This is a genomic window from Stenotrophomonas sp. S39, assembly GCF_016624665.1.
Lineage (GTDB): Bacteria > Pseudomonadota > Gammaproteobacteria > Xanthomonadales > Xanthomonadaceae > Stenotrophomonas.
In genome coordinates this window covers 1-18672 of the sequence record NZ_JACVTT010000002.1, presented here as the reverse complement: position 1 = coordinate 18672, position 18672 = coordinate 1, and the positions used below count along the sequence as shown (strand labels likewise).

At 67.8% G+C, this 18672-nt stretch carries 17 protein-coding genes; 15 read left to right on the top strand and 2 right to left on the bottom strand.

From position 1 onward, the window contains the following. Window positions 1–44: 44 nt before the first annotated feature. On the bottom strand, window positions 45–797 hold the full coding sequence (locus IAE41_RS01500; RefSeq protein ID WP_200731769.1) for a helix-turn-helix domain-containing protein: 753 nt from the start codon (window positions 795–797) through the stop codon (window positions 45–47). A gap of 139 nt (window positions 798–936) precedes the next feature. Here IAE41_RS01500 and hisS point away from each other — a divergent pair, with 139 nt between their 5' ends. From hisS to IAE41_RS01425, 15 genes are all read left to right on the top strand, one after another. Next, the gene (gene hisS / locus IAE41_RS01495; RefSeq protein WP_200731768.1) at window positions 937–2334 is read left to right on the top strand and encodes a histidine--tRNA ligase; all 1398 of its coding nucleotides are present in this window, start codon (window positions 937–939) and stop codon (window positions 2332–2334) included. Between the two features lie 26 nt (window positions 2335–2360). Beyond that, window positions 2361–2627, top strand: a complete 267-nt coding sequence (locus IAE41_RS01490) for a hypothetical protein (RefSeq protein ID WP_325166968.1) — start codon at window positions 2361–2363, stop codon at window positions 2625–2627. 260 nt (window positions 2628–2887) lie between these two features. Continuing rightward, complete coding sequence (locus IAE41_RS01485) at window positions 2888–3196, top strand: YerC/YecD family TrpR-related protein (protein WP_079221701.1); 309 nt, start codon at window positions 2888–2890, stop codon at window positions 3194–3196. Window positions 3197–3230: 34 nt separating this feature from the next. Continuing rightward, window positions 3231–4142, top strand: a complete 912-nt coding sequence (gene hisG / locus IAE41_RS01480; protein WP_200731766.1) for an ATP phosphoribosyltransferase — start codon at window positions 3231–3233, stop codon at window positions 4140–4142. Further along, window positions 4139–5434 carry a histidinol dehydrogenase gene (gene hisD / locus IAE41_RS01475; RefSeq protein WP_200731765.1) on the top strand — a complete coding sequence of 432 codons (1296 nt, stop codon included), beginning with the start codon at window positions 4139–4141 and terminating at the stop codon, window positions 5432–5434. The genes hisG and hisD overlap by 4 nt, the downstream gene beginning before the upstream one ends. After that, window positions 5431–6525, top strand: a complete 1095-nt coding sequence (gene hisC / locus IAE41_RS01470) for a histidinol-phosphate transaminase (RefSeq protein WP_200731764.1) — start codon at window positions 5431–5433, stop codon at window positions 6523–6525. Before hisD ends, hisC begins: the two co-directional genes overlap by 4 nt. Beyond that, window positions 6522–7595, top strand: coding sequence for a bifunctional histidinol-phosphatase/imidazoleglycerol-phosphate dehydratase HisB (gene hisB / locus IAE41_RS01465; protein WP_200731763.1), 1074 nt, complete (start codon window positions 6522–6524; stop codon window positions 7593–7595). The genes hisC and hisB overlap by 4 nt, the downstream gene beginning before the upstream one ends. Then, complete coding sequence (hisH, locus tag IAE41_RS01460) at window positions 7592–8194, top strand: imidazole glycerol phosphate synthase subunit HisH (protein ID WP_200731762.1); 603 nt, start codon at window positions 7592–7594, stop codon at window positions 8192–8194. The genes hisB and hisH overlap by 4 nt, the downstream gene beginning before the upstream one ends. Next, a complete protein-coding gene (gene hisA / locus IAE41_RS01455; RefSeq protein ID WP_200731761.1) occupies window positions 8191–8925 on the top strand; it encodes a 1-(5-phosphoribosyl)-5-[(5-phosphoribosylamino)methylideneamino]imidazole-4-carboxamide isomerase in 735 nt (244 codons plus the stop codon). The genes hisH and hisA overlap by 4 nt, the downstream gene beginning before the upstream one ends. Then, a complete protein-coding gene (hisF, locus tag IAE41_RS01450; protein WP_200731760.1) occupies window positions 8919–9695 on the top strand; it encodes an imidazole glycerol phosphate synthase subunit HisF in 777 nt (258 codons plus the stop codon). The genes hisA and hisF overlap by 7 nt, the downstream gene beginning before the upstream one ends. Continuing rightward, entirely contained in the window at window positions 9685–10305 is a 621-nt protein-coding gene (gene hisIE, locus IAE41_RS01445) for a bifunctional phosphoribosyl-AMP cyclohydrolase/phosphoribosyl-ATP diphosphatase HisIE (protein WP_079221709.1), read from the top strand. The genes hisF and hisIE overlap by 11 nt, the downstream gene beginning before the upstream one ends. A gap of 121 nt (window positions 10306–10426) precedes the next feature. Further along, entirely contained in the window at window positions 10427–12016 is a 1590-nt protein-coding gene (locus tag IAE41_RS01440; protein ID WP_200731759.1) for a calcineurin-like phosphoesterase family protein, read from the top strand. 135 nt (window positions 12017–12151) lie between these two features. Further along, window positions 12152–13168, top strand: coding sequence for a glucokinase (locus IAE41_RS01435; protein ID WP_200731895.1), 1017 nt, complete (start codon window positions 12152–12154; stop codon window positions 13166–13168). A 56-nt stretch (window positions 13169–13224) separates the two neighbouring features. After that, on the top strand, window positions 13225–14223 hold the full coding sequence (locus IAE41_RS01430) for a N(4)-(beta-N-acetylglucosaminyl)-L-asparaginase (RefSeq protein ID WP_200731758.1): 999 nt from the start codon (window positions 13225–13227) through the stop codon (window positions 14221–14223). After that, window positions 14220–14957 (top strand): copper homeostasis protein CutC, encoded by a 738-nt coding sequence (locus IAE41_RS01425; protein ID WP_200731757.1) that lies wholly within the window; start codon window positions 14220–14222, stop codon window positions 14955–14957. Before IAE41_RS01430 ends, IAE41_RS01425 begins: the two co-directional genes overlap by 4 nt. A gap of 165 nt (window positions 14958–15122) precedes the next feature. Here the strand turns inward: IAE41_RS01425 and IAE41_RS01420 are convergent, their stop codons facing one another. Next, a complete protein-coding gene (locus IAE41_RS01420; protein WP_200731756.1) occupies window positions 15123–18209 on the bottom strand; it encodes a TonB-dependent receptor in 3087 nt (1028 codons plus the stop codon). Between the last annotated feature and the right edge of the window lie 463 nt (window positions 18210–18672).

Below are 18672 nucleotides of genomic sequence, written 5' to 3'. Positions count from 1 at the left end.
GTAGTGCCGGCCGCTGGCCGGCAACGCCGTCAACTGCGAAACGGTCAGGCCAGGCCTTCGCCCGCCAGCTCGCGCAGCCCGTCCTCGTCGAGGATCTCCACCACGCTCAGATGGGGCAGGGCGATCAGGCCCTGCTGGCGCAGCTTGGTGAAAGTGCGGCTGACCGTTTCCATGGTCAGGCCCAGGTGGTCGGCGATATCGCCGCGGCCCATCGGCAGCGACACGCGCAGGCCATCGCCACCCAGCTTGGCCTCGCGTGCAGCCAGGCGCAGCAGGAAGTCGGCCAGCTTTTCCGCCGGCTGCAGGCGGGCCAGTGCCAGCGCGGCGTCCTGCGCGGCATCCAGTTCCTGGCAGGCGCGCTGCAGCAGCTTGCGCTCCAGGTGCGGGTAGCGGCCGCGCAGCGCCTTCATCTGCGGCAGGGCCACGCGGCAGACGCGGCTGTCGGCGATGGCCTCGATATCGTGGCGGTGGTGGTCGCTGCCGCTCAGGCCCAGGTAGTCGCCGGGCAGCACGAAACCGTTGATCTGGCGGCGGCCATCGGCCAGCGTGCGCACCAGCCGCAGCGCGCCGGCCGTCAATGTATAGACATGCTGGCGCTCTTCGCCGGTGCGGGCCAGGGTTGCGCCGATGGCCACCTGCTGCGACACCGTCACCTGTTCCAGCGCCTGCACCTCATCGGGCGACAGCGCCGAGCAGACCGCCAGGTGGCGGACCGAGCAGTGCAGGCAGTCCAGCGTGGAGCAGGACGGCGCGGCGGAGTCGTGGGCGGCGGACGGGGCGCCGGAAGGCCGGGACATGGTGCGGGGGCGTATCACGGGCGGGAGAGGGCTTTATGATACTTCATGCGGCCTTATGGCCCCTGATCGGCGGCTGAGCCATGCGGGGCGGTAGAATGTCGCCCCCTCCCACGTCCCCGTTCCTGCAGGAGTTCCGCCCGTGATCAAGCCCCGTACCCCGCCCGGCACCCTTGAACTGTTGCCGCGCGAGCAGATTGCGTTCCAGCGCATGCTGGACGTCATCCGCCGAAACTACGAGCGCTTCGGGTTCCTGCCGGTGGAAACGCCGGTGTTCGAGCTGTCCGACGTGCTGCTGACCAAGTCCGGTGGCGAAACCGAGCGCCAGGTGTACTTCGTGCAGTCCACCGGCGCGCTGGCCAATGCTGCCGAATCGGGCGACCGTTCGCTGCCGGAGATGGCGCTGCGCTTCGACCTGACCGTGCCGTTGGCGCGTTACGTGGCCGAGCACGAGCACGAGCTGACCTTCCCGTTCCGCCGCTACCAGATGCAGCGCGTGTACCGTGGCGAGCGTGCCCAGCGCGGCCGTTTCCGCGAGTTCTACCAGTGCGACATCGACGTGATCGGCAAGGACAGCCTGAGCGTGCGCTATGACGCTGAAGTGCTGGCCGTCATCCACGCCGTGTTCTCCGAGCTGCGCATCGGTGATTTCAGCATCCAGTTGAACAACCGCAAGCTGATGCGTGGTTTCTTCGAAAGCCTGGGCGTGGCCGAAGGCGAGCGCCAGCTGGCCGTGCTGCGCGAGGTGGACAAGCTGGACAAGCGCGGCGCCGATTACGTGCGCGAGACGCTGGTGGGCGAGGGCTTCGAGATTCCGGCCGAGCAGGTCGAGAAGATCCTGGCGTTCGTTGCTGTGCGTTCGAAGGGCCATGAGGATGCGCTGGCGCAGCTGGCTGCGCTGGAAGCCGGTGGCGCCTCGTCGGAAACCCTGCGCAATGGCGTTGCCGAGCTGCGCGAAGTGCTGCAGCTGGTGCAGGCGCTGGGCGTGCCGGAAACCGCGTACTGCCTGAACTTCTCCATCGCCCGTGGCCTGGATTACTACACCGGCACCGTCTACGAGACCACGCTGACCGACCACCCGCAGATCGGCTCGATCTGTTCGGGCGGCCGTTATGAAGACCTGGCCAGCCACTACAGCAAGTCCAAGCTGCCGGGCGTGGGCATTTCCATCGGCCTGTCGCGCCTGTTCTGGCAGCTGCGCGAAGCCGGCCTGATCGATGGCATCGAAGCCAGCAGCGTGCAGGCACTGGTGGCATTGATGGACGAGCAGGGCATGGCGCAGTCGCTGGACATTGCCCGCCGCCTGCGCAGTGGTGGCATCAACACCGAAGTGCAGATGGAGCCGAAGAAGATCGGCAAGCAGTTCCAGTACGCGGCCAAGGCCGGCATCCGCTTCGTGGTCCTGGCTGGCGAAGACGAACTCGCCCGTGGGGTGGTGGCGGTGAAGGACCTGGTGCGCGAGCAGCAGTTCGAAGTTTCCCGCGATGAACTGGCCAGCACCCTGCAGGTCGAGCTGGAGCAGTCGAAGGTCATGGCGTGATACGGGCCGCCGCAGGGGCGCTGAGCGTGCTCCTGCTGGCGGGTTGCCAGAGTGATCCCGCGCTGCACAGCGCCCGGATCGGGAAGGCGCAGTACCGGTTGCAGGTCGATCGTTGCCATGTGATCGACCGCGCGCAGCTTGAGGCGGATTTGCAGGCCCTGGCCTCGGGGGCGTGTCCTGCAGGCGCAGGGGCATTGGAGAACATCCAGCCCCTGCCGAGCCGGCAGGGCAGCCTGTTCGGGGAGTGCCTGCGGCGCGGCGCGCTGCAGGCGGAGGTCCGCTGCCAGCCCTGAGTGCCGCCAGCGGCGTGATTTCAACGTAGAACGCCCACCACCCGGTGGGCGTTTTCGTTTCCGGGAAGGCAGTCGAGCATGGCTCGACTCTACAAAAGCCGGATCCGGCCCGCTAACCCTCAGTAGCCCAGCTTTTGCCTTTGAGGCTGCCGGCCAGCGGCCGGCACTACCGTGGGTAGAGGGATCCCTCGATTTGACGCACTGCGCAAGAATGCGCTAATGTACTAACACGCTATTACATTGATGCAAGAAATCCGCCCGTGAAAGCCCGCCCCGACATCACCGCCAAAGACCCGCAGGCCGACCTGGAAGCCTTGGCCCAGGCCTTCGCTGCCCTGCGCGAACCGGCCCAGGTCGAGGCCTTCCTGCGTGACCTCTGCACCCCGGCCGAGCTGGAAGCCATGGCCGACCGCTGGAAAGTGGTGCCGCTGCTGCAGCAGGGCGTGCCTTACCGCGAGATCCACGAACGCACCGGCGTCAGCGTGACCACCACCGGACGGGTCGCACGCACGCTTGAGCATGGCCATCGAGGCTATGCCGCTGCCATCGACCGCCTTGCTTCGCGCTGACCCGCGCCCCGTACCGAACTTCGAGACCTCCCCCATGAGTGCAACCCAGGCAGCGCCGGCGCGAGACCGGCTGCGTATCGCCATCCAGAAGAGTGGCCGTCTGGCCGAACCCGCCCGCAACCTGCTCAGCGCCTGCGGCCTGAGCTGGCGCGAAAGCCGCGACAAGCTGTTCTGCTACGGCGAATCGCTGCCGGTGGACCTGCTGCTGGTGCGCGACGACGACATCCCCGGCCTGATCGCCGATGGCGTCTGCGACCTTGGCATCGTCGGCCGCAACGAACTGGACGAACAGGCCGCCGCGCGCCGCCAGATCGGCCTGCCCGACGCCTACCAGGCCCTGCGCGGGCTCGGCTTCGGCCAGTGCCGGCTGATGCTGGCCGTGCCCGAGGAATGGCAGTGGGAAGGCCCGGCGCAGCTGGCCGGCACCCGCATCGCCACCAGCTATCCGGCCATCCTCAAGCAGTGGCTGGCCGATCAGGGCGTGGACGCACAGGTGGTCGAGCTCTCCGGTTCGGTGGAAATCGCCCCGCGCCTGGGCACCGCCGAGCTGATCTGCGACCTCGTGTCCAGCGGCGCCACCCTGCGTGCCAACCAGCTCACCCCGGTGCACAACCTGCTGGACAGTGAAGCCGTGCTGGCCGGTGCGGTGCGCGTGCCCGACGACGCACGTGCCGGGCTGCGCAGCATGCTGCTGCGGCGCCTGGACGGCGTGGTGCAGAAGCAGGACCGCAAGCTGCTGATGTTCCGTGCCAGCGAAGACCGCGTGGATGCGTTGGCGCAGCTGCTGGCCGATGCCGAACCGTTGGTGCGTTTGCCTGCAGATGGCGGTGCACTGCGCCTGCAGACCATGTGCCCGGGTCCGCTGACCTGGCAGCGCATGGAAGAACTGGAGCGCGCCGGCGCACAGGGCCTGATGGTATTGAGCGTGGAGCGGTCGCTGGCATGAATCGTCTGATCTGGTCGCAACTTGATGAAGCCGCGCGCAGCGCGGCGCTGACCCGCCCGGTGCAGACCGTGGCACAGCAGACCCGCGATGCCGTGGCTGCGCTGATCGCACAGGTGCGCGCGCAGGGGGACGAGGCGCTGCGCGCCATCACCGCCCGTTTTGATCGGGTCGAACTGACATCGTTTGAAGTCAGCGATGCCGAATTTGCCGCCGCCGAGGCCGCCGTTCCGGCCGAGCTGCGCCAGGCCATGGTCGAAGCCGCCGAGCGCATCACGCGCTTCCACGAAGCGGGCATGGGCAAGGGCTACTCGGTGGAAACCGCGCCCGGCGTCGTCTGCGAACGCATGCTGCGGCCGATCGGCCGCGTCGGTCTGTACGTGCCGGCCGGCAGTGCGCCGCTGCCGTCCACCGCGCTGATGCTGGGCGTGCCGGCGCAACTGGCCGGCTGCCCGCAGGTGGTGCTGTGCACGCCGCCGCGCACCGATGGCACGGCCGATCCGGCGGTGCTGGTGGCTGCGCGCCTGACCGGCGTGCAGCGCGTGTTCAAGCTGGGCGGTGCCCAGGCCATCGCTGCGATGGCCTACGGTACGGCCAGCATCCCGGCCTGCGACAAGCTGTTCGGGCCGGGCAACAGCTTCGTCACCGAAGCCAAGCAGCAGGTCGCACAGGACGGCGCCGCCGCCATCGACATGCCGGCCGGTCCTTCGGAGGTGCTGGTCATCGCCGATGCCGGTGCCAACCCGGCGTTCGTAGCGGCTGACCTGCTGTCACAGGCCGAGCACGGCCCGGATTCGCAGGTGCTGCTGCTGACCGACGATGTCGCGATGGTCGCTGCGGTCGAGGCCGAAGTGGAGCGCCAGGTCGCGCTGCTGCCGCGCCAGGACATCGCACGCCAAGCCTTGTCGGCCTCGCGGCTGATCCAGGTGGATGCGCTGGCAGATGCCTTCGCGATCAGCAACCGCTACGCCCCCGAGCACCTGATCCTGGCCCTGCGCGAGCCGCGCGACTGGCTGGGCCAGGTGCAGGCCGCTGGCTCGGTGTTCCTTGGCGATTACACCCCCGAGGCACTGGGCGACTACTGCAGCGGCACCAACCACGTGCTGCCCACTGCCGGTGCCGCACGCGCCTACAGCGGCGTCAGCGTCGCCAGCTTCCAGAACCTGATCAGCGTGCAGAGCGCCAGCGCCGCTGGCCTGGCCGCGATCGGTGGTTGCGCGCGCATCATCGCCAGCGCCGAAGGCCTCGACGCACATGAACGTGCGGTGGCCCTGCGCATGGAGGCCGCGGCATGAGCGCCGGCATCGATGACGTGCTGGCGCTGGTGCGCCAGGACCTGCAGGCGTTTGCCGGCTACAGTTCGGCACGCAGCGCCGCCGTGCAGGGCGAGGTCTGGTTGAACGCCAATGAATCGGCCTGGGCCAACCCGGCTGATGCTGCCGGCAGCAGCCGGCGCTACCCCGAGCCGCAGCCGCTGGCGCTGCGCGAAGGCCTGGCGGCGCTGTATGGCGTGCAGCCGCAGCAGTTGCTGGTCGGCCGTGGCAGCGACGAGGCCATCGATCTGCTGGTGCGCGCCCTGTGCGTGCCGGGTCGCGATGGCGTGCTGGTGACCTCGCCGGTGTTCGGCATGTATGCCGTCTGCGCGCGCCTGCAGGGTGCGCCGTTGATCGACGTGCCGCTGGTCGATGGCGAGGACGGCCTGTGCGCCGATCTCGACGCGGTCATCCGCACGGCACGGGAGCATAGTGCGAGGCTGGTCTTCCTGTGCGCGCCCTCCAACCCGGCGGGCAGCGATATCAGCCTGGCCGAGATCGAACGCGTGGCGACTGCACTCCGTGGGCAGGCCCTGGTGGTGGTTGACGAGGCCTATGTCGAGTATGCGCAGCGTGCCTCGGCGACCACGCTGCTGGACGTGCATGCCAACCTGGCGGTGCTGCGCACCCTGTCCAAGGCGCACGCACTGGCAGCGGCGCGCATCGGTACCCTCATTGCCGCGCCGGAGCTGATTGCCGTGCTGCGCCGTTGCCAGGCGCCGTACCCGGTGCCGACGCCGTGCGCCGAGGTGGCCGTGCAGGCGCTGCAACCGGCTGCCCTTGTGCGTACCGCCGAACGCGTGGCCACGGTCATCGCCGAGCGCGAGCGCCTGTCCGCCGCCCTGCCGGGTCTGCCCGGCGTGCGCCGCGTGTACCGCTCGTCCGGCAACTACCTGCTGGTCCGCTTCGCCGATGCGCAGGCCGCCTTCGATGCGCTGCTGGCTGCCGGAGTGGTGGTGCGTGACCAGCGCGCCGCGCCTCAGCTGGGCGATGCGCTGCGCATCAGCATCGGCAGCCCCGAAGAGAACGACCGCGTGCTCGCGGCCCTGTCGGCCCGGAGGGCTGCTGCATGACCCCCATCCTGTTCATCGACCGCGACGGTACCCTCATCGAAGAGCCGGCCGACTTCCAGATCGACGCCTACGAGAAGCTGCGCTTCGTGCCGCACGTGATCCCGGCGCTGCTGAAGCTGCGCGACGCCGGTTACCAGTTCGTGATCGTCACCAACCAGGACGGCCTGGGCAGCGAAAGCTATCCGCGCGCCAGTTTCGACGGCCCCAATGACCTGATGCTGCAGATCTTCGAAAGCCAGGGCATCCGCTTCCGTGACGTGCTGGTGGACTGCAGCTGGCCGCAGGACAACGCGCCCACCCGCAAGCCGGGCATCGGCCTGATGACCGCCTACCTGCAGGACCGCAGCATCGACTGGGCGCGTTCGGGCATGGTCGGCGACCGCATCACCGACCTGCAGTTCGCCGACAACCTCAACATCCGCGGCTTCCAGCTGCGCACCGAGCAGTTCGGCGGCGAGTGGGACTGGGCGGGCATCGCCCATGCGCTGGCCGACGCACCGCGTACCGCCGTGGTCCAGCGCAACACGAAGGAAACGAAGATCCGCGTCGAACTGGACCTGGATCGTGCTGGCGATGCCCACATCTCCACCGGCCTGCCGTTCTTCGACCACATGCTGGAACAGATCGGCAAGCACGGCGGCTTCGCCCTGGACATCCATGCCGAAGGCGATCTGCACATCGATGAGCACCACACCATTGAAGACACCGGGTTGGCGCTGGGCCAGGCGCTGCGCGAGGCGCTCGGTGACAAGCGTGGCATCGGCCGCTACGGCTTCACCCTGCCGATGGACGAGACGCTGGCCAGCGCCGCGCTGGATTTCAGCGGCCGGCCGTACTTCGTGTTCGAAGGCGAGTTCAAGCGCGAGCGGGTGGGCGACATGCCGACCGAGCTGGTGCCGCACTTCTTCCGTTCGCTGTGCGACGCAAGCGGGCTGAATCTCAACCTGCAGGTGCGTGGGGACAACGATCACCACAAGGTGGAAGCCTGCTTCAAGGCGCTGGCGCGCGCACTGCGCCCGGCCCTGGCCCGGCAGGGCACCGCGCTGCCGACCACCAAGGGGGCGCTGTGACTGAAGTCGCTCTGATCGATGCCGGCGGTGCCAACCTCGGTTCGGTGCGTTACGCACTCGAGCGGCTGGGCGCGAGCGTGCGCCTGGTGCGCGATGCCGATGGCTTGGCCGGCGCACAGCGGGTGATCCTGCCCGGCGTCGGTGCGGCCGCACCGGGCATGCAGCGCCTGCATGCACAGGGACTGGTCGAGCCGCTGCGCCGCCTGGAGGTGCCGCTGATGGGTATCTGCCTGGGCATGCAGCTGCTGTTTGAACGTTCAGAGGAAGCCGGCGTGGACACCCTGGGGTTGATTCCCGGCGTGGTCCGCAAGCTGGTGCCGGCCTGTGGCATCCGCGTGCCGCACATGGGCTGGAACCGGCTGCTGGCGCTGCGCCCCTCGCTGCTGCTGCGGGGCGTGCCGGACCGATCCAGTGCCTATTTCGTGCACAGCTACGCCGCGCCGCTGAACGCCCATACCGTGGCCGCCTGTGACCATGGTGGCCTGTTCACTGCCGTGATCGAGCAGGGCCGCTACTTCGGCGCCCAGTTCCACCCCGAGCGTTCCGGCGATACCGGTTCGCTGATGCTGCGCAATTTCCTCGAGGGCACTGCTGCATGAGTTTCACCGTCTACCCCGCACTGGATATCCGCGAAAGCCGCGTGGTGCGGCTGCGCCAGGGCGACTACGCGCAGGAAACCTCCTACGGCGACGACCCGCTGCCGCGTGCGCAGGCCTTTGCCGCGCAGGGCGCGCAGTGGATGCACCTGGTCGACCTGGACGCTGCGCGTGCCGGTGGCTACACCCTGGCGCCGCTGCTGGCGGCGATCCGCCAGCACACGCCCCTGCAGGTGCAGACCGGTGGCGGCGTGCGTGGCCGTGACGACGTGGCACGCATTCTCGATGCCGGCGCCAACCGCGTGGTGGTCGGCTCGCTGGCCGTGCGTCGCCCCGATGAAGTGCTGGGCTGGCTGGACGAGTTCGGCGCCGAACGCATCACCGTTGCCCTGGATGCCCGCCAGGACGCGCAGGGCCAGTGGCAGTTGCCGGTACACGGCTGGACCGAGAACGCCGGGGTGACCCTCGATGACCTGGCCCAGCGCTACGCGCGTGCTGGCATGCGCCACCTGCTGTGTACCGACATCGCCCGCGACGGCATGCTGGCCGGCCCCAACATCAGCCTCTACGCGCACCTCTCGGCGCTGCTGCCGGGCGTGGCGGTGCAGGCCTCCGGTGGCATCCGCGATGTGGCCGACGTGGCCGAAGCACGGGCCGCCGGCTGCGGCGGTGCCATCCTCGGCAAGGCGCTGCTGGAACAGCGCATGGACCTGGGCGAGGCACTGGCATGTTGAGCCGTCGCATCATTCCCTGCCTGGACGTGCGCGATGGCCGCGTGGTCAAGGGCGTGCGGTTCCGCGACCACGTCGACATGGGCGACATCGTCGAGCTGGCCCAGCGCTACCGCGACCAGGGGGCCGACGAGCTGGTGTTCTATGACATCGGCGCCAGCCCAGAGGCACGCTCGGTGGACGTGGCCTGGATCGAGCGCATCGCGCGCCTGATCGACATCCCGTTCTGCGTGGCCGGCGGCATCGACAGCGTTGAAACCGCGCGCCGGGTGCTGTTCGCCGGTGCGGACAAGGTATCGATCAATTCGCCCGCACTGGGGCGCCCCGAGCTGATCAGCGAGCTGGCCGGTGAATTCGGCGTGCAGTGCGTGGTGGTCGGCGTCGACTCGGTGCGCGAGGCCGATGGCCAGTGGCGCGTGCGCCGCTTCACCGGTGACCCGAGCAAGACCCAGGCCGTGCCGCTGCGCACCCTGGACTGGATTGCCGAGGCGCAGCGCCGCGGCGCCGGCGAGATCGTACTGAACTGCATGGACAGCGATGGCGTGCGCCGTGGCTACGATGTTGAACAGCTGCGCCAAGCGCGGGCCGTGTGCAACGTCCCGCTCATCGCCTCCGGCGGTGCCGGTGCGATGGAGCACTTCGCGCAGGCCTTCGACCAGGCCGACGTGGACGGTGCGCTGGCCGCCAGCGTGTTCCACAGCGGTGCCATTGCCATTGCGGATTTGAAGCGCTACCTGCGCGACCAGCAGATCGAGGTTCGAGATGTCTATTGAAGTACGCCCATCGCCGCAGGCGCTGGAATCGCTGGACTGGGCCAAGGGCGATGGCCTGCTGCCAGCCGTGGTGCAGGATGCCGACACCCTGCAGGTGCTGATGCTGGGCTATGTCAACGCCGAGTCGCTGCACATCACCCAGGTGACCGGGCACATGACCTTCTACAGCCGCAGCAAGCAGCGCCTGTGGACCAAGGGCGAGCAGTCCGGCCACGTGCTGGCGGTGCAGTCGATCAGCGTGGACTGCGATGCCGACACCGTGCTGGTGCTGGCCCGCCCGGCTGGCCCGACCTGCCACACCGGTGCCGAAAGCTGCTTCGATGGCGCGCCGAAGGACTTCCTGGGCGGCCTGGGCCAGCTGGTGGCAGTGCGCGAAGCACAGCGCCCGCAAGGCAGCTACACCACGTCGTTGTTCGAAGGTGGTATCCGCCGGATCGCGCAGAAGGTGGGCGAGGAGGGCGTGGAAACCGCGCTGGCTGCCGTCGCCCAGGATGACGAGGCCCTGCTGGGCGAGTCGGCCGACCTGCTGTACCACCTGCTGGTGCTGCTGCGCGCGCGGGGGCTGTCGCTGGATGATGCGCGGGCGGTACTGGAAATGCGCCATCGTTGAGGGGGGGCGTGGGGGGGGGGGGGGGGGGGCCCCCCGGGCCCCCACCAACCGGGCGACACCGCGTGCGCGATGTCATCAACGGAATCTACAATGGGCGGTCTTTCTTTCCCGGACCGCCCCCATGAAACTGCCCGCCGCCTGGCTGTGCTGCCTGTTGCTGACTTCGCCGGCCTGGGCCGCCGACACGGTGGTCAGCGGCAAGGTCTATCTTGAACGCGACGGCAAGCCCGGCCGCGGCGCGACCGACCCGGGCCTGGCCGGGGTGCAGGTCTCCAATGGCGAAACCATCGTCAAGACCGCCGCCGATGGCAGCTACAGCCTGCCGGTGCGCGACGGGCAGACCGTGTTCGTGATCAAGCCGGATGCGTACTCGTTCCCGAAGGCCGCCGATGGCCTGCCCACGTTCTGGCGCCACTACCGTCCGGATGGATCGCCGGCGCTGAAGTACGGTGGCATCGCCGCCACCGGGGCAGCGGACCGCGGCTGGGATTTCGCCCTGCAGTCCGACCGCCATGACAGCCGCCGCGGCTTCCAGATGCTGGTGTTCACCGATTCGCAGACGGCCACCCTGAAGGACATCGGTTACTACCAGCAGTCCATCGTGGCACCGCTGGTGGGCCAGACCAAGGCGCGCCTGGGCACCACCCTGGGCGACATCGTCAACGACGATCTGGCCCTGTACCCGGCCATCAACAAGGTCACCACCCAGCTGGGCGTGCCGTGGTTCCATGTGCCGGGCAACCATGACCTGGATTTCGACGCCGCCAACGACGACCACTCGCTGGACAGCTGGCGCAACATCTACGGCCCGGACACCTATGCGGTGGAGGAGGGCGGCGCCAGCTTCGTGTTCCTGGATGACGTGGTGTACGACCCCAACGCCAAGCCGAAGTACGTCGGTGGCCTGCGCGAAGACCAGTTCGCCTTTCTCGCCAGCTACCTGAAGGGCCTGCACAAGGACCGCCTGCTGGTGCTGGGCATGCACATCCCGTTGTTCGATGCCGCACCCGGTCGCGAGACGTTCCGCCACGCCGATCGCCAGCGCCTGTTCGACCTGCTGAAGGATTTCCGCAACGTGCTGGTGCTGAGCGGCCACAGCCACACCCAGCAGCACGTCTACCACGGCAAGGCCGATGGCTGGCAGGGTGAGAAGCCGCTGCACGAGTACAACGTCGGTGCCAACTGCGGCGCGTTCTGGTCGGGCGTGAAGAACGCGGCGGGCGTGCCGGACAGCACCATGAGCGATGGCACGCCGAAGGGCTACGCGCTGCTGGACGTGGCCGGCAACGGCAGCTACCGCCTGCAGTACCGCGTGGCCGGTGCCCCGGCCAGCGACCAGATCGGCCTGCATGCGCCGAAAGTGCTGCGCCAGGGCGCCTACCCGGCGTGGGGCGTGTACGCCAACGTCTACATGGGCGAGGACACCAGCGTGGTCGAATTCCGTGTCGACGGCGGCGCATGGCAGCCGATGAAGCAGGTCAGCCAGCCGGATCCGCGCCTGCTGGTCGAGAACGTGGCCGATGACACGGCCGATGCGCTGCGGGGCTATGATCGTTCGCCGGAGGCCACCGCATCGCCGCACCTGTGGCGTGGTGCCCTGCCGACCAACCTCGAGGTGGGCAGCCATAAGGTGGAGGTACGCTCGACCCAGCCTGACGGTGCGGTGTTCACCGCCACCACCCGTTACAGCCTGCAGGCGGCGCAGCCCTGATGGGGCTCGGGCCGGGTGCAGGATCGACTGCACCCGGTCCCACAGCGTTGGCAAAGCGCGGTCAATGCCTGAGAATCGACACGATTCAATCGATTCAAGCAGGCCAGTGTGAACGTTGCAGCAGCGTCCCCGCTTATTCCCGATCTGGCCAGCAACACCGCTGGCAGCAGTGCCATCCGCGGTGGTGACTCGCGCAGCCTGGTGGTGGCCGATGTCGGCGGCACCTTTGCCCGCCTGGCGCTGGCCGAGACCATGCCGGGGCAGACCCCGCGGCTTGGCAGCTACCGCACCTACGCCTGTGCCGATCATCCGAGCCTGGCCGCGATCCTGGCCGATTTCACCGCCAGCCTGGCGCAGCCGGTCGGTACGGCCGTGGTGGCCATCGCCGGGCTGCTCGATGGCGATGTGCTGATCAACGCGAACCTGCCGTGGACGGTCTCGCTGTCCACCACGCGGGTGCAGTCCGGCCTGCAGGAACTGCAGCTGATCAACGATTTCGAGGCAGTGGCGCTGGCCATTCCCTACCTGCAGGCCGACACGCTGGTGCCGTTGAACGGTGATGCCGACCCGGCGCAGGCGTTCCCCGCGCTGGTGCTGGGCGCAGGCACTGGCCTGGGCGCTGCGCTGCGCTTTGCCGATGGCGAGCGCCCGGTGCTGGCCAGCGAGATCGGCCACGCCGCACTGGGCGCCGGCAATGCGCTGGAACTGCAGGTGCTGGGCAAGCTGCTGCAGCGCTGGCCGCATGTGGACAACGAGCGCGTGCTGTCCGGCAGTGGCCTGATGAACCTTTACCCGTGCCTGTGCGAGCTGCGGGGCGTGACGCCGCAGTGGACCAGCACCGAGGCCCTGATCGGTGCGGCCCGCAGCGGCGAGGATGCACTGGCGGTGGAAACCCTGCAGGTCTTCTGCGCGTGGCTGGGCAGCCTGGCCGGTGATGCGGCCATCGCCGTGGGTGCGCGCTCGGTGTACCTGGCCGGTGGCATCTCTGCCCACGTGCAGGATTTCCTTGCCGATGGCCGCTTCCGCGAGCGCTTCCTCAACAAGGGTGTATTGACCGACGTGCTGCGGCAGGTGCCGGTGTGGCGCGTCGAGCACGGCCAGCTGGGCGTGCTGGGCGCAGCCGTCTGGCACGCGGCGCGCAGGCCGGCATAGCAACCAAGAAGGCGGCTGGCAGCCTGCCGGCGGCGGATCGGACGACGGAGGCGAACATGGTGGATCGCAGGCAGTTCCTGCAGGCCGGAGCACTGGCCGCAGGCATGGCGGCAATGCCGGGCGTACAGGCACGCACGCAGGGCGGAGCGAAGGTCGTTTCAACCTGGGATTTCGGCGTCCCCGCCAACCAGGCGGCGTGGAAAGTGCTGGGCAGCGGCGGCAGCGCGCTGGATGCGGTGGAAGCCGGCGCACGCTGGGCCGAGAGCGAGCTGTGCAACCCCACCGTCGGCCATTGCGGCAACCCGGATCGCGACGGCGTGCTGAGCCTGGATGCCAGCATCATGGACGGTGACGGCCGCTGCGGTGCGGTTGCCGCGTTGGTGGATATCCTGCACCCGGTGTCGGTGGCCCGCAAAGTGATGGAGAACAGCCCGCACGTGCTGCTGGTGGGCGAGGGCGCGCAGCAGTTCGCGGTGCAGCAGGGTTTCGAGCGCCAGAACCTGCTCACCCCGCAGGCGGAGGCGGCCTGGCGCGAGTGGCTGAAGACCGAGAAGTACCAGCCGCAGATCAACGCCGAACGCCGCGGCCTCCCTGGCAACAGCGACAACCACGACACCATCGGCATGCTGGCGCTGGACGCCAGGGGCAACCTCGCCGGTGCCTGCACCACCAGCGGCATGGCGTGGAAGCTGCACGGCCGGGTCGGCGACAGCCCGATCATCGGTGCCGGCCTGTACGTGGACAACGAGGTGGGCGCAGCCACGGCCTCGGGCGTGGGTGAAGAGATGATCCGCAATGCCGCCTCGTTCCTGGTGGTCGAGCTGATGCGCCAGGGGCGCACGCCTGCGCAGGCCTGCCGCGAGGCGATCGACCGGGTGGTGCGCAAGCGCCCTGAGGCAAGCAAAACGCTGCAGGTCTGCTTCCTGGCAATGAACAAGCAGGGCGAGGTGGGCGCGTACGCGCTGCATCGCGGCTTCGTCTACGCGGTGTGCGATGCGCAGCGCCAGGATGACCTGCGCGATTCGCCGTCGATCTACACGAGCGTGCAGACGTGAGCGCGCGTCGCACGCTGGAAATCGCCAGCAACTCGGTGGCCTCGGCGCTTGCCGCGCAGGCCGGCGGTGCAGACCGTATTGAACTGTTCGACAACCTGGCCGAGGGCGGCACCACGCCGTCGTTTGCCAGCATCGCCATGGCCCGCGAGCGGCTGACCATTCCGCTGTTCGTGCTGGTGCGCCCGCGTGCCGGCGATTTCCATTACGACGCACTGGAAACCGAGCTGATGCTGCGTGACATCGCCCAGTGCCGCGCGCTCGGCTGCGATGGCGTGGTGGTCGGCGCACTGGATGCGCAGGGCGATATCGACCTGCCGTTGTGCCTTGAGCTGGTGCAGGCCGCCGGGCCGCTGCAGGTCACTTTCCACCGCGCGTTCGATGCCACCCGTGATCTGTCCGCGGCGCTGGAGCAGGTGGTCGGCCTGGGTTGCCAGCGGCTGCTGACGTCGGGCGGGCAGGTCAGCGCCGAGGCGGGCAGCAAGGTGCTGGCCTCGCTGGTGGACCAGGCCGCGGGCCGCATCAGTGTGATGGCGGGCGCGGGCCTGGTCCCGTCCAACGTGGCTACCGTGGCCCGGCAGACCGGCTGCACCGAACTGCACGCCTCGGCCAAGGGCCTGCGTCGCTCGGACATGCAGTTCCAGAACCCAGTGCTACGCGGGCTTGACCCGGATTGGAGCCAGACCAGCACCGCGACGGTGGCGGCATTGCGCAAGGCGCTGGACGCCGCGCGGTAACCCGCTCTTCTGTAGAGCCGAGCCCATGCTCGGCTGCTTTATGCGCAGAACAACAGCAGCCGAGCATGGGCTCGGCTCTACACGGGATGCGCGCGGTCGAGCACAACGAAAAACGGCAGCCACCTGTAAAAGCGTGGCTGCCGTGGAGGACCGTTGTGCGGAACCTTAGAACTTGTAGGTGGCGCCGAAGTAGATCTGTCGGCCCGAGTACAGGTTGGAGATCAGGCGGGACTGGGTGTCGTTGCCCAGGTAGATGCGCTGCTCGGACTTCGTGGCGTTGAGCACCGAGGCGGTGAAGGTCAGCGCTTCGGTGAAGTTGTAGGCCACGTTCAGGTCCAGCTGGTCATACGGCTCGGTGTACTGGGTCATGCCATTGACCAGGCCGCCGACCACCTCACCACGACGGTTGTACGACGCACGGGCCAGGAACCGGTCGGTTTCGTAGAACACCGTCAGGTTGGCCTGGTTCTTGGCGCTGCCCACCAGCGGCGATGCGCCGAGGTTCTCGCCATTGAGCTCGATCGAGGCCAGGTTGGTGTCGTTGTAGGTGTAGTTGGCCTGCACGCCCAGGCCGAAATCGAAGGTGTACTGGCCGTACACTTCCACGCCCTGCGACACTGCGTCACGGCCGTTGGCCTGGGTGCTGTAGTTCTGCACCGTCACCATCTCGCCGCCGACTTCCATCTGCACGTCACGCACGATCGGCACGGTGAAGTTGCTGATGTCCTTGCGGAACAGGCCGACGCCGGCGACCGCGCCCGGCATGAAGTACCACTCCACGCCGAGGTCGTACTGGGTGGCCTTGAAGGCTTCGAGATTCTTGTTGCTGCCGCTGCCTGCCCAGCCCTCGGTCGGTGCACCGCCCGCAACGCGGCGGTCATTGACGTACTCCGGGCTGTAGTAGCTCAGGCTGCCTGGAGCGGCGATGCTGGTGTAGCTCGGGCGAGCCACGACCTTCGACGCTGCGCCACGCAGGACCAGGTTGTCGGTGATGTCCCAGGCGATGTTGAAGCTGGGCAGTACGTCGGTATAGGTGCGGTCCGAGCCGATCAGCTCGAAGCTCTTCTCGCGGGCCAGGTTGTCGGGCAGGCGCACGAAACCACTTTCGCAGCCGTAGGTGGGGTAGGCCGCTGCCGCCGGATCATCGCAGGACATCGGTGCGCCGGAGGCGTTGTCCAGGAAGTAGTCGTTGAAGCGTTCGATGGAATCGCTGGACTGGGCGAACTGCTCGGTACGCACCACGCGCACGCCGACGTTGCCGCGCAGGCGTTCGGTACGGAAGTTGGCCTGGAAGTAGCCCGAGTAGATCTTCTCGTTGACGTTGTAGACGAAGTCGTCCTCGACGCGGTTGTACGACTGGCCGTAGGTATTGTTCAGGTGGTCGATGTAGGCCGGGAAGTTGATGCCCGGGAACACGTTCGCGTTGAAGCCACCGGCGATGCCGCTGATCGGGTTGGACAGGAAGAAGCCCGGCTGGGCGATGCCGGCCGTGTTGTCGCAGCCCGCCTGGTAGCGGCTGTCGTAGTCGGTCGGGTCGGCGCCCTGGCACACCCAGTAGGTGTTGCCGGTGTTGCGGTGGACCTTGCCGTCACGGTACTTGGCGCCGAACTGGATCGAGTCCAGCCAGCCGCTTTCGAACATTTTGGTGACGTCGGCCTGGAAGTGGTTCTGCTTGACTTCGGTCTGCATCCACGACGAATCGGTCGAGCCGGTGTCGACCTCGGCGATGCCATTCATCAGCACCTCCTGCAGGTTCGGCGAGACGGTCAGCGTCGGCGTGCCGGTCAGGTCCCATGCGGTGTACTGGTTGCCGGACTCCCATACGCCGTTGACGCGGCGGCGCGGCTTGGCCGACATGCGGAAGTTCATCGACGGGCCACCCTCGGACCAGGTGCGGCCACCGCTGAAGGAGGCCTTCCACAGCGGGCTGATGTCCCAGTCGATGGTCAGGTCGGCCGTCTGCGACAACGCCTTTTCGCGGCTGTAGCCACCGGTCAGCTGCGGGGTCGGAATGGTGCAGTCGTCCGGTCCCCAGCCACCCGGGGCCAGGCCGGCGGCGGCGGCTTCGTCTTCGCTGCAGTAGTAGGCCTTGCCCGGCAGCTTCTCGAACTGCGCACCGGTGACCACCGTGCCGCTGGGATCGAAGGTCAGGCCGTTGAGCAGGCGCCCGCCGGCCCAGTTGCCGTCACCGTTGTAGCGCGCCATGTTCCATTCGGGAACCTTCAGCATGTTCTGCGAATAATCGCCGTCCAGCTGGAAGCGGAAGTAGTTGGCGGTCAGGGTCAGGTTGTCGATCGGCTTGAACTGGAACGTCAGCTGGCCGCCCTTGCGCTCGCGCTTCTCTTCCTTCACGGCGAAGTTCACCGAGGTGGGCATGAAGAAGTCGCTGTAGTTGTGGCCGAACTGGTCGTTGAAGCCGGAGTTGCCCCACCAGTAGTTGATGCCGCCCTGGGTGAGGGCGTTGCCGTTGACATCACGCGCGTCGACGTCGGTGCCGTACCACTGGTAGTTCTCGGTGCTCACTTCCATGGTGCGGCTGGTGCGCTTCTGCTGGGTCACGCCGACCAGCACGCCGAAGCGCTCGTCCTTGCTGTGCCAGGAGTACAGCGCCGACGCCTGCGGGTCGACGTCCTGGTGGGTATCGGACGAGACGCCTTCCAGGGTGACGTAGCCGGAGTTGGATTCCATCTCCAGCGGGCGGCGGGTGTGCAGGATGACCGTGCCGCCGATGCCGCCTTCGTCGATGCGTGCTTCCGGCGACTTGAACAGCTCTGCGCTGGACAGCATGTTCGACGGCAGCAGGGTGTAGTTGAACGAACGGCTGGCCTCGTCATTGGTTTCGGAGGTGGCGATGTAGTTGCCGTTCAACTGGGTCAGGGTGAGATCCGGGTCGAGGCCACGCACGCTGACGCTCTTGCCTTCGCCGCCGTCGCGGGTGATGACCACGCCTGGCACGCGCTGCAGCGAATCGGCGACGTTCTTGTCAGGGAACTTGCCAACGTCTTCGGCGGTGATCACTTCAACCACGGCATTGGCGTCGCGCTTCTGCTGCAGGCTCTTCTCGATGGCGTAGCGGTAGCCGGTGACCTGGACGCTGTCCAGGGTGGTGGCATCACTGCTGCCGGTGGTCGGCTGTGCGGTGGCCTGCTGGGCAGCGGCGCCGAGGGGCGCGACGGCTGCGGCCAGTGCCAGCGCGACGGCGAGCGACAACGTGTCGCGGCCGTGTGTACGATTTGAATGCTTGATAGCCATCTCTCCCTCTCTCCTGGATTGATCCGGTGACTGACACGGAACTTGAATCGATCTAATGTGTGATGCCGATTTTGCTTGAGCCGCGCGGCTGCCTGGTGCGGCGCGCTGGTGCTCGGGTACGTACTTGTTCCGGTCCCCAACGCCGGGCCATCCCCTGAATCCGCTTGGATCGATCTAAGCGATGGCGGGGCGATTTTTAGCATGGCTGGAGGGGTTGCGCATGCTGCTGCGCAATATTGCAGTGACGTGTCTGCCGAATGATGATTCGCTGAAATGCACTGGAATCGTTTACATGCGCAAAAGGGGCGGGTGGTTCGGCAGGGCTTGAAGCCCTGCACCAGCTTCAAACAACGTCAACATCAAAAGCGGCTCTGGGTTGCTGCCAGCCCACACCGCCCCGCCTCCGACAGGTTCACGCGGCTGTTGGTGGGTGGCCCCCCGTGGGGGGGCCCGGGGTGGGAAA

Bases quoted from the DNA above. Each gene is read 5' to 3' on its own strand.
- IAE41_RS01430 (WP_200731758.1), top strand. From the start codon at position 13,225: ATGGTGGATCGCAGGCAGTTCCTGCAGGCCGGAGCACTGGCCGCAGGC.
- IAE41_RS01440 (WP_200731759.1), top strand. From the start codon at position 10,427: ATGAAACTGCCCGCCGCCTGGCTGTGCTGCCTGTTGCTGACTTCGCCG.
- hisF (WP_200731760.1), top strand. From the start codon at position 8,919: ATGTTGAGCCGTCGCATCATTCCCTGCCTGGACGTGCGCGATGGCCGC.
- hisG (WP_200731766.1), top strand. From the start codon at position 3,231: ATGAGTGCAACCCAGGCAGCGCCGGCGCGAGACCGGCTGCGTATCGCC.
- IAE41_RS01500 (WP_200731769.1), bottom strand. From the start codon at position 797: ATGTCCCGGCCTTCCGGCGCCCCGTCCGCCGCCCACGACTCCGCCGCG.
- hisC (WP_200731764.1), top strand. From the start codon at position 5,431: ATGAGCGCCGGCATCGATGACGTGCTGGCGCTGGTGCGCCAGGACCTG.
- hisIE (WP_079221709.1), top strand. From the start codon at position 9,685: ATGTCTATTGAAGTACGCCCATCGCCGCAGGCGCTGGAATCGCTGGAC.
- hisA (WP_200731761.1), top strand. From the start codon at position 8,191: ATGAGTTTCACCGTCTACCCCGCACTGGATATCCGCGAAAGCCGCGTG.
- hisD (WP_200731765.1), top strand. From the start codon at position 4,139: ATGAATCGTCTGATCTGGTCGCAACTTGATGAAGCCGCGCGCAGCGCG.
- hisB (WP_200731763.1), top strand. From the start codon at position 6,522: ATGACCCCCATCCTGTTCATCGACCGCGACGGTACCCTCATCGAAGAG.
- IAE41_RS01420 (WP_200731756.1), bottom strand. From the start codon at position 18,209: ATGGCTATCAAGCATTCAAATCGTACACACGGCCGCGACACGTTGTCG.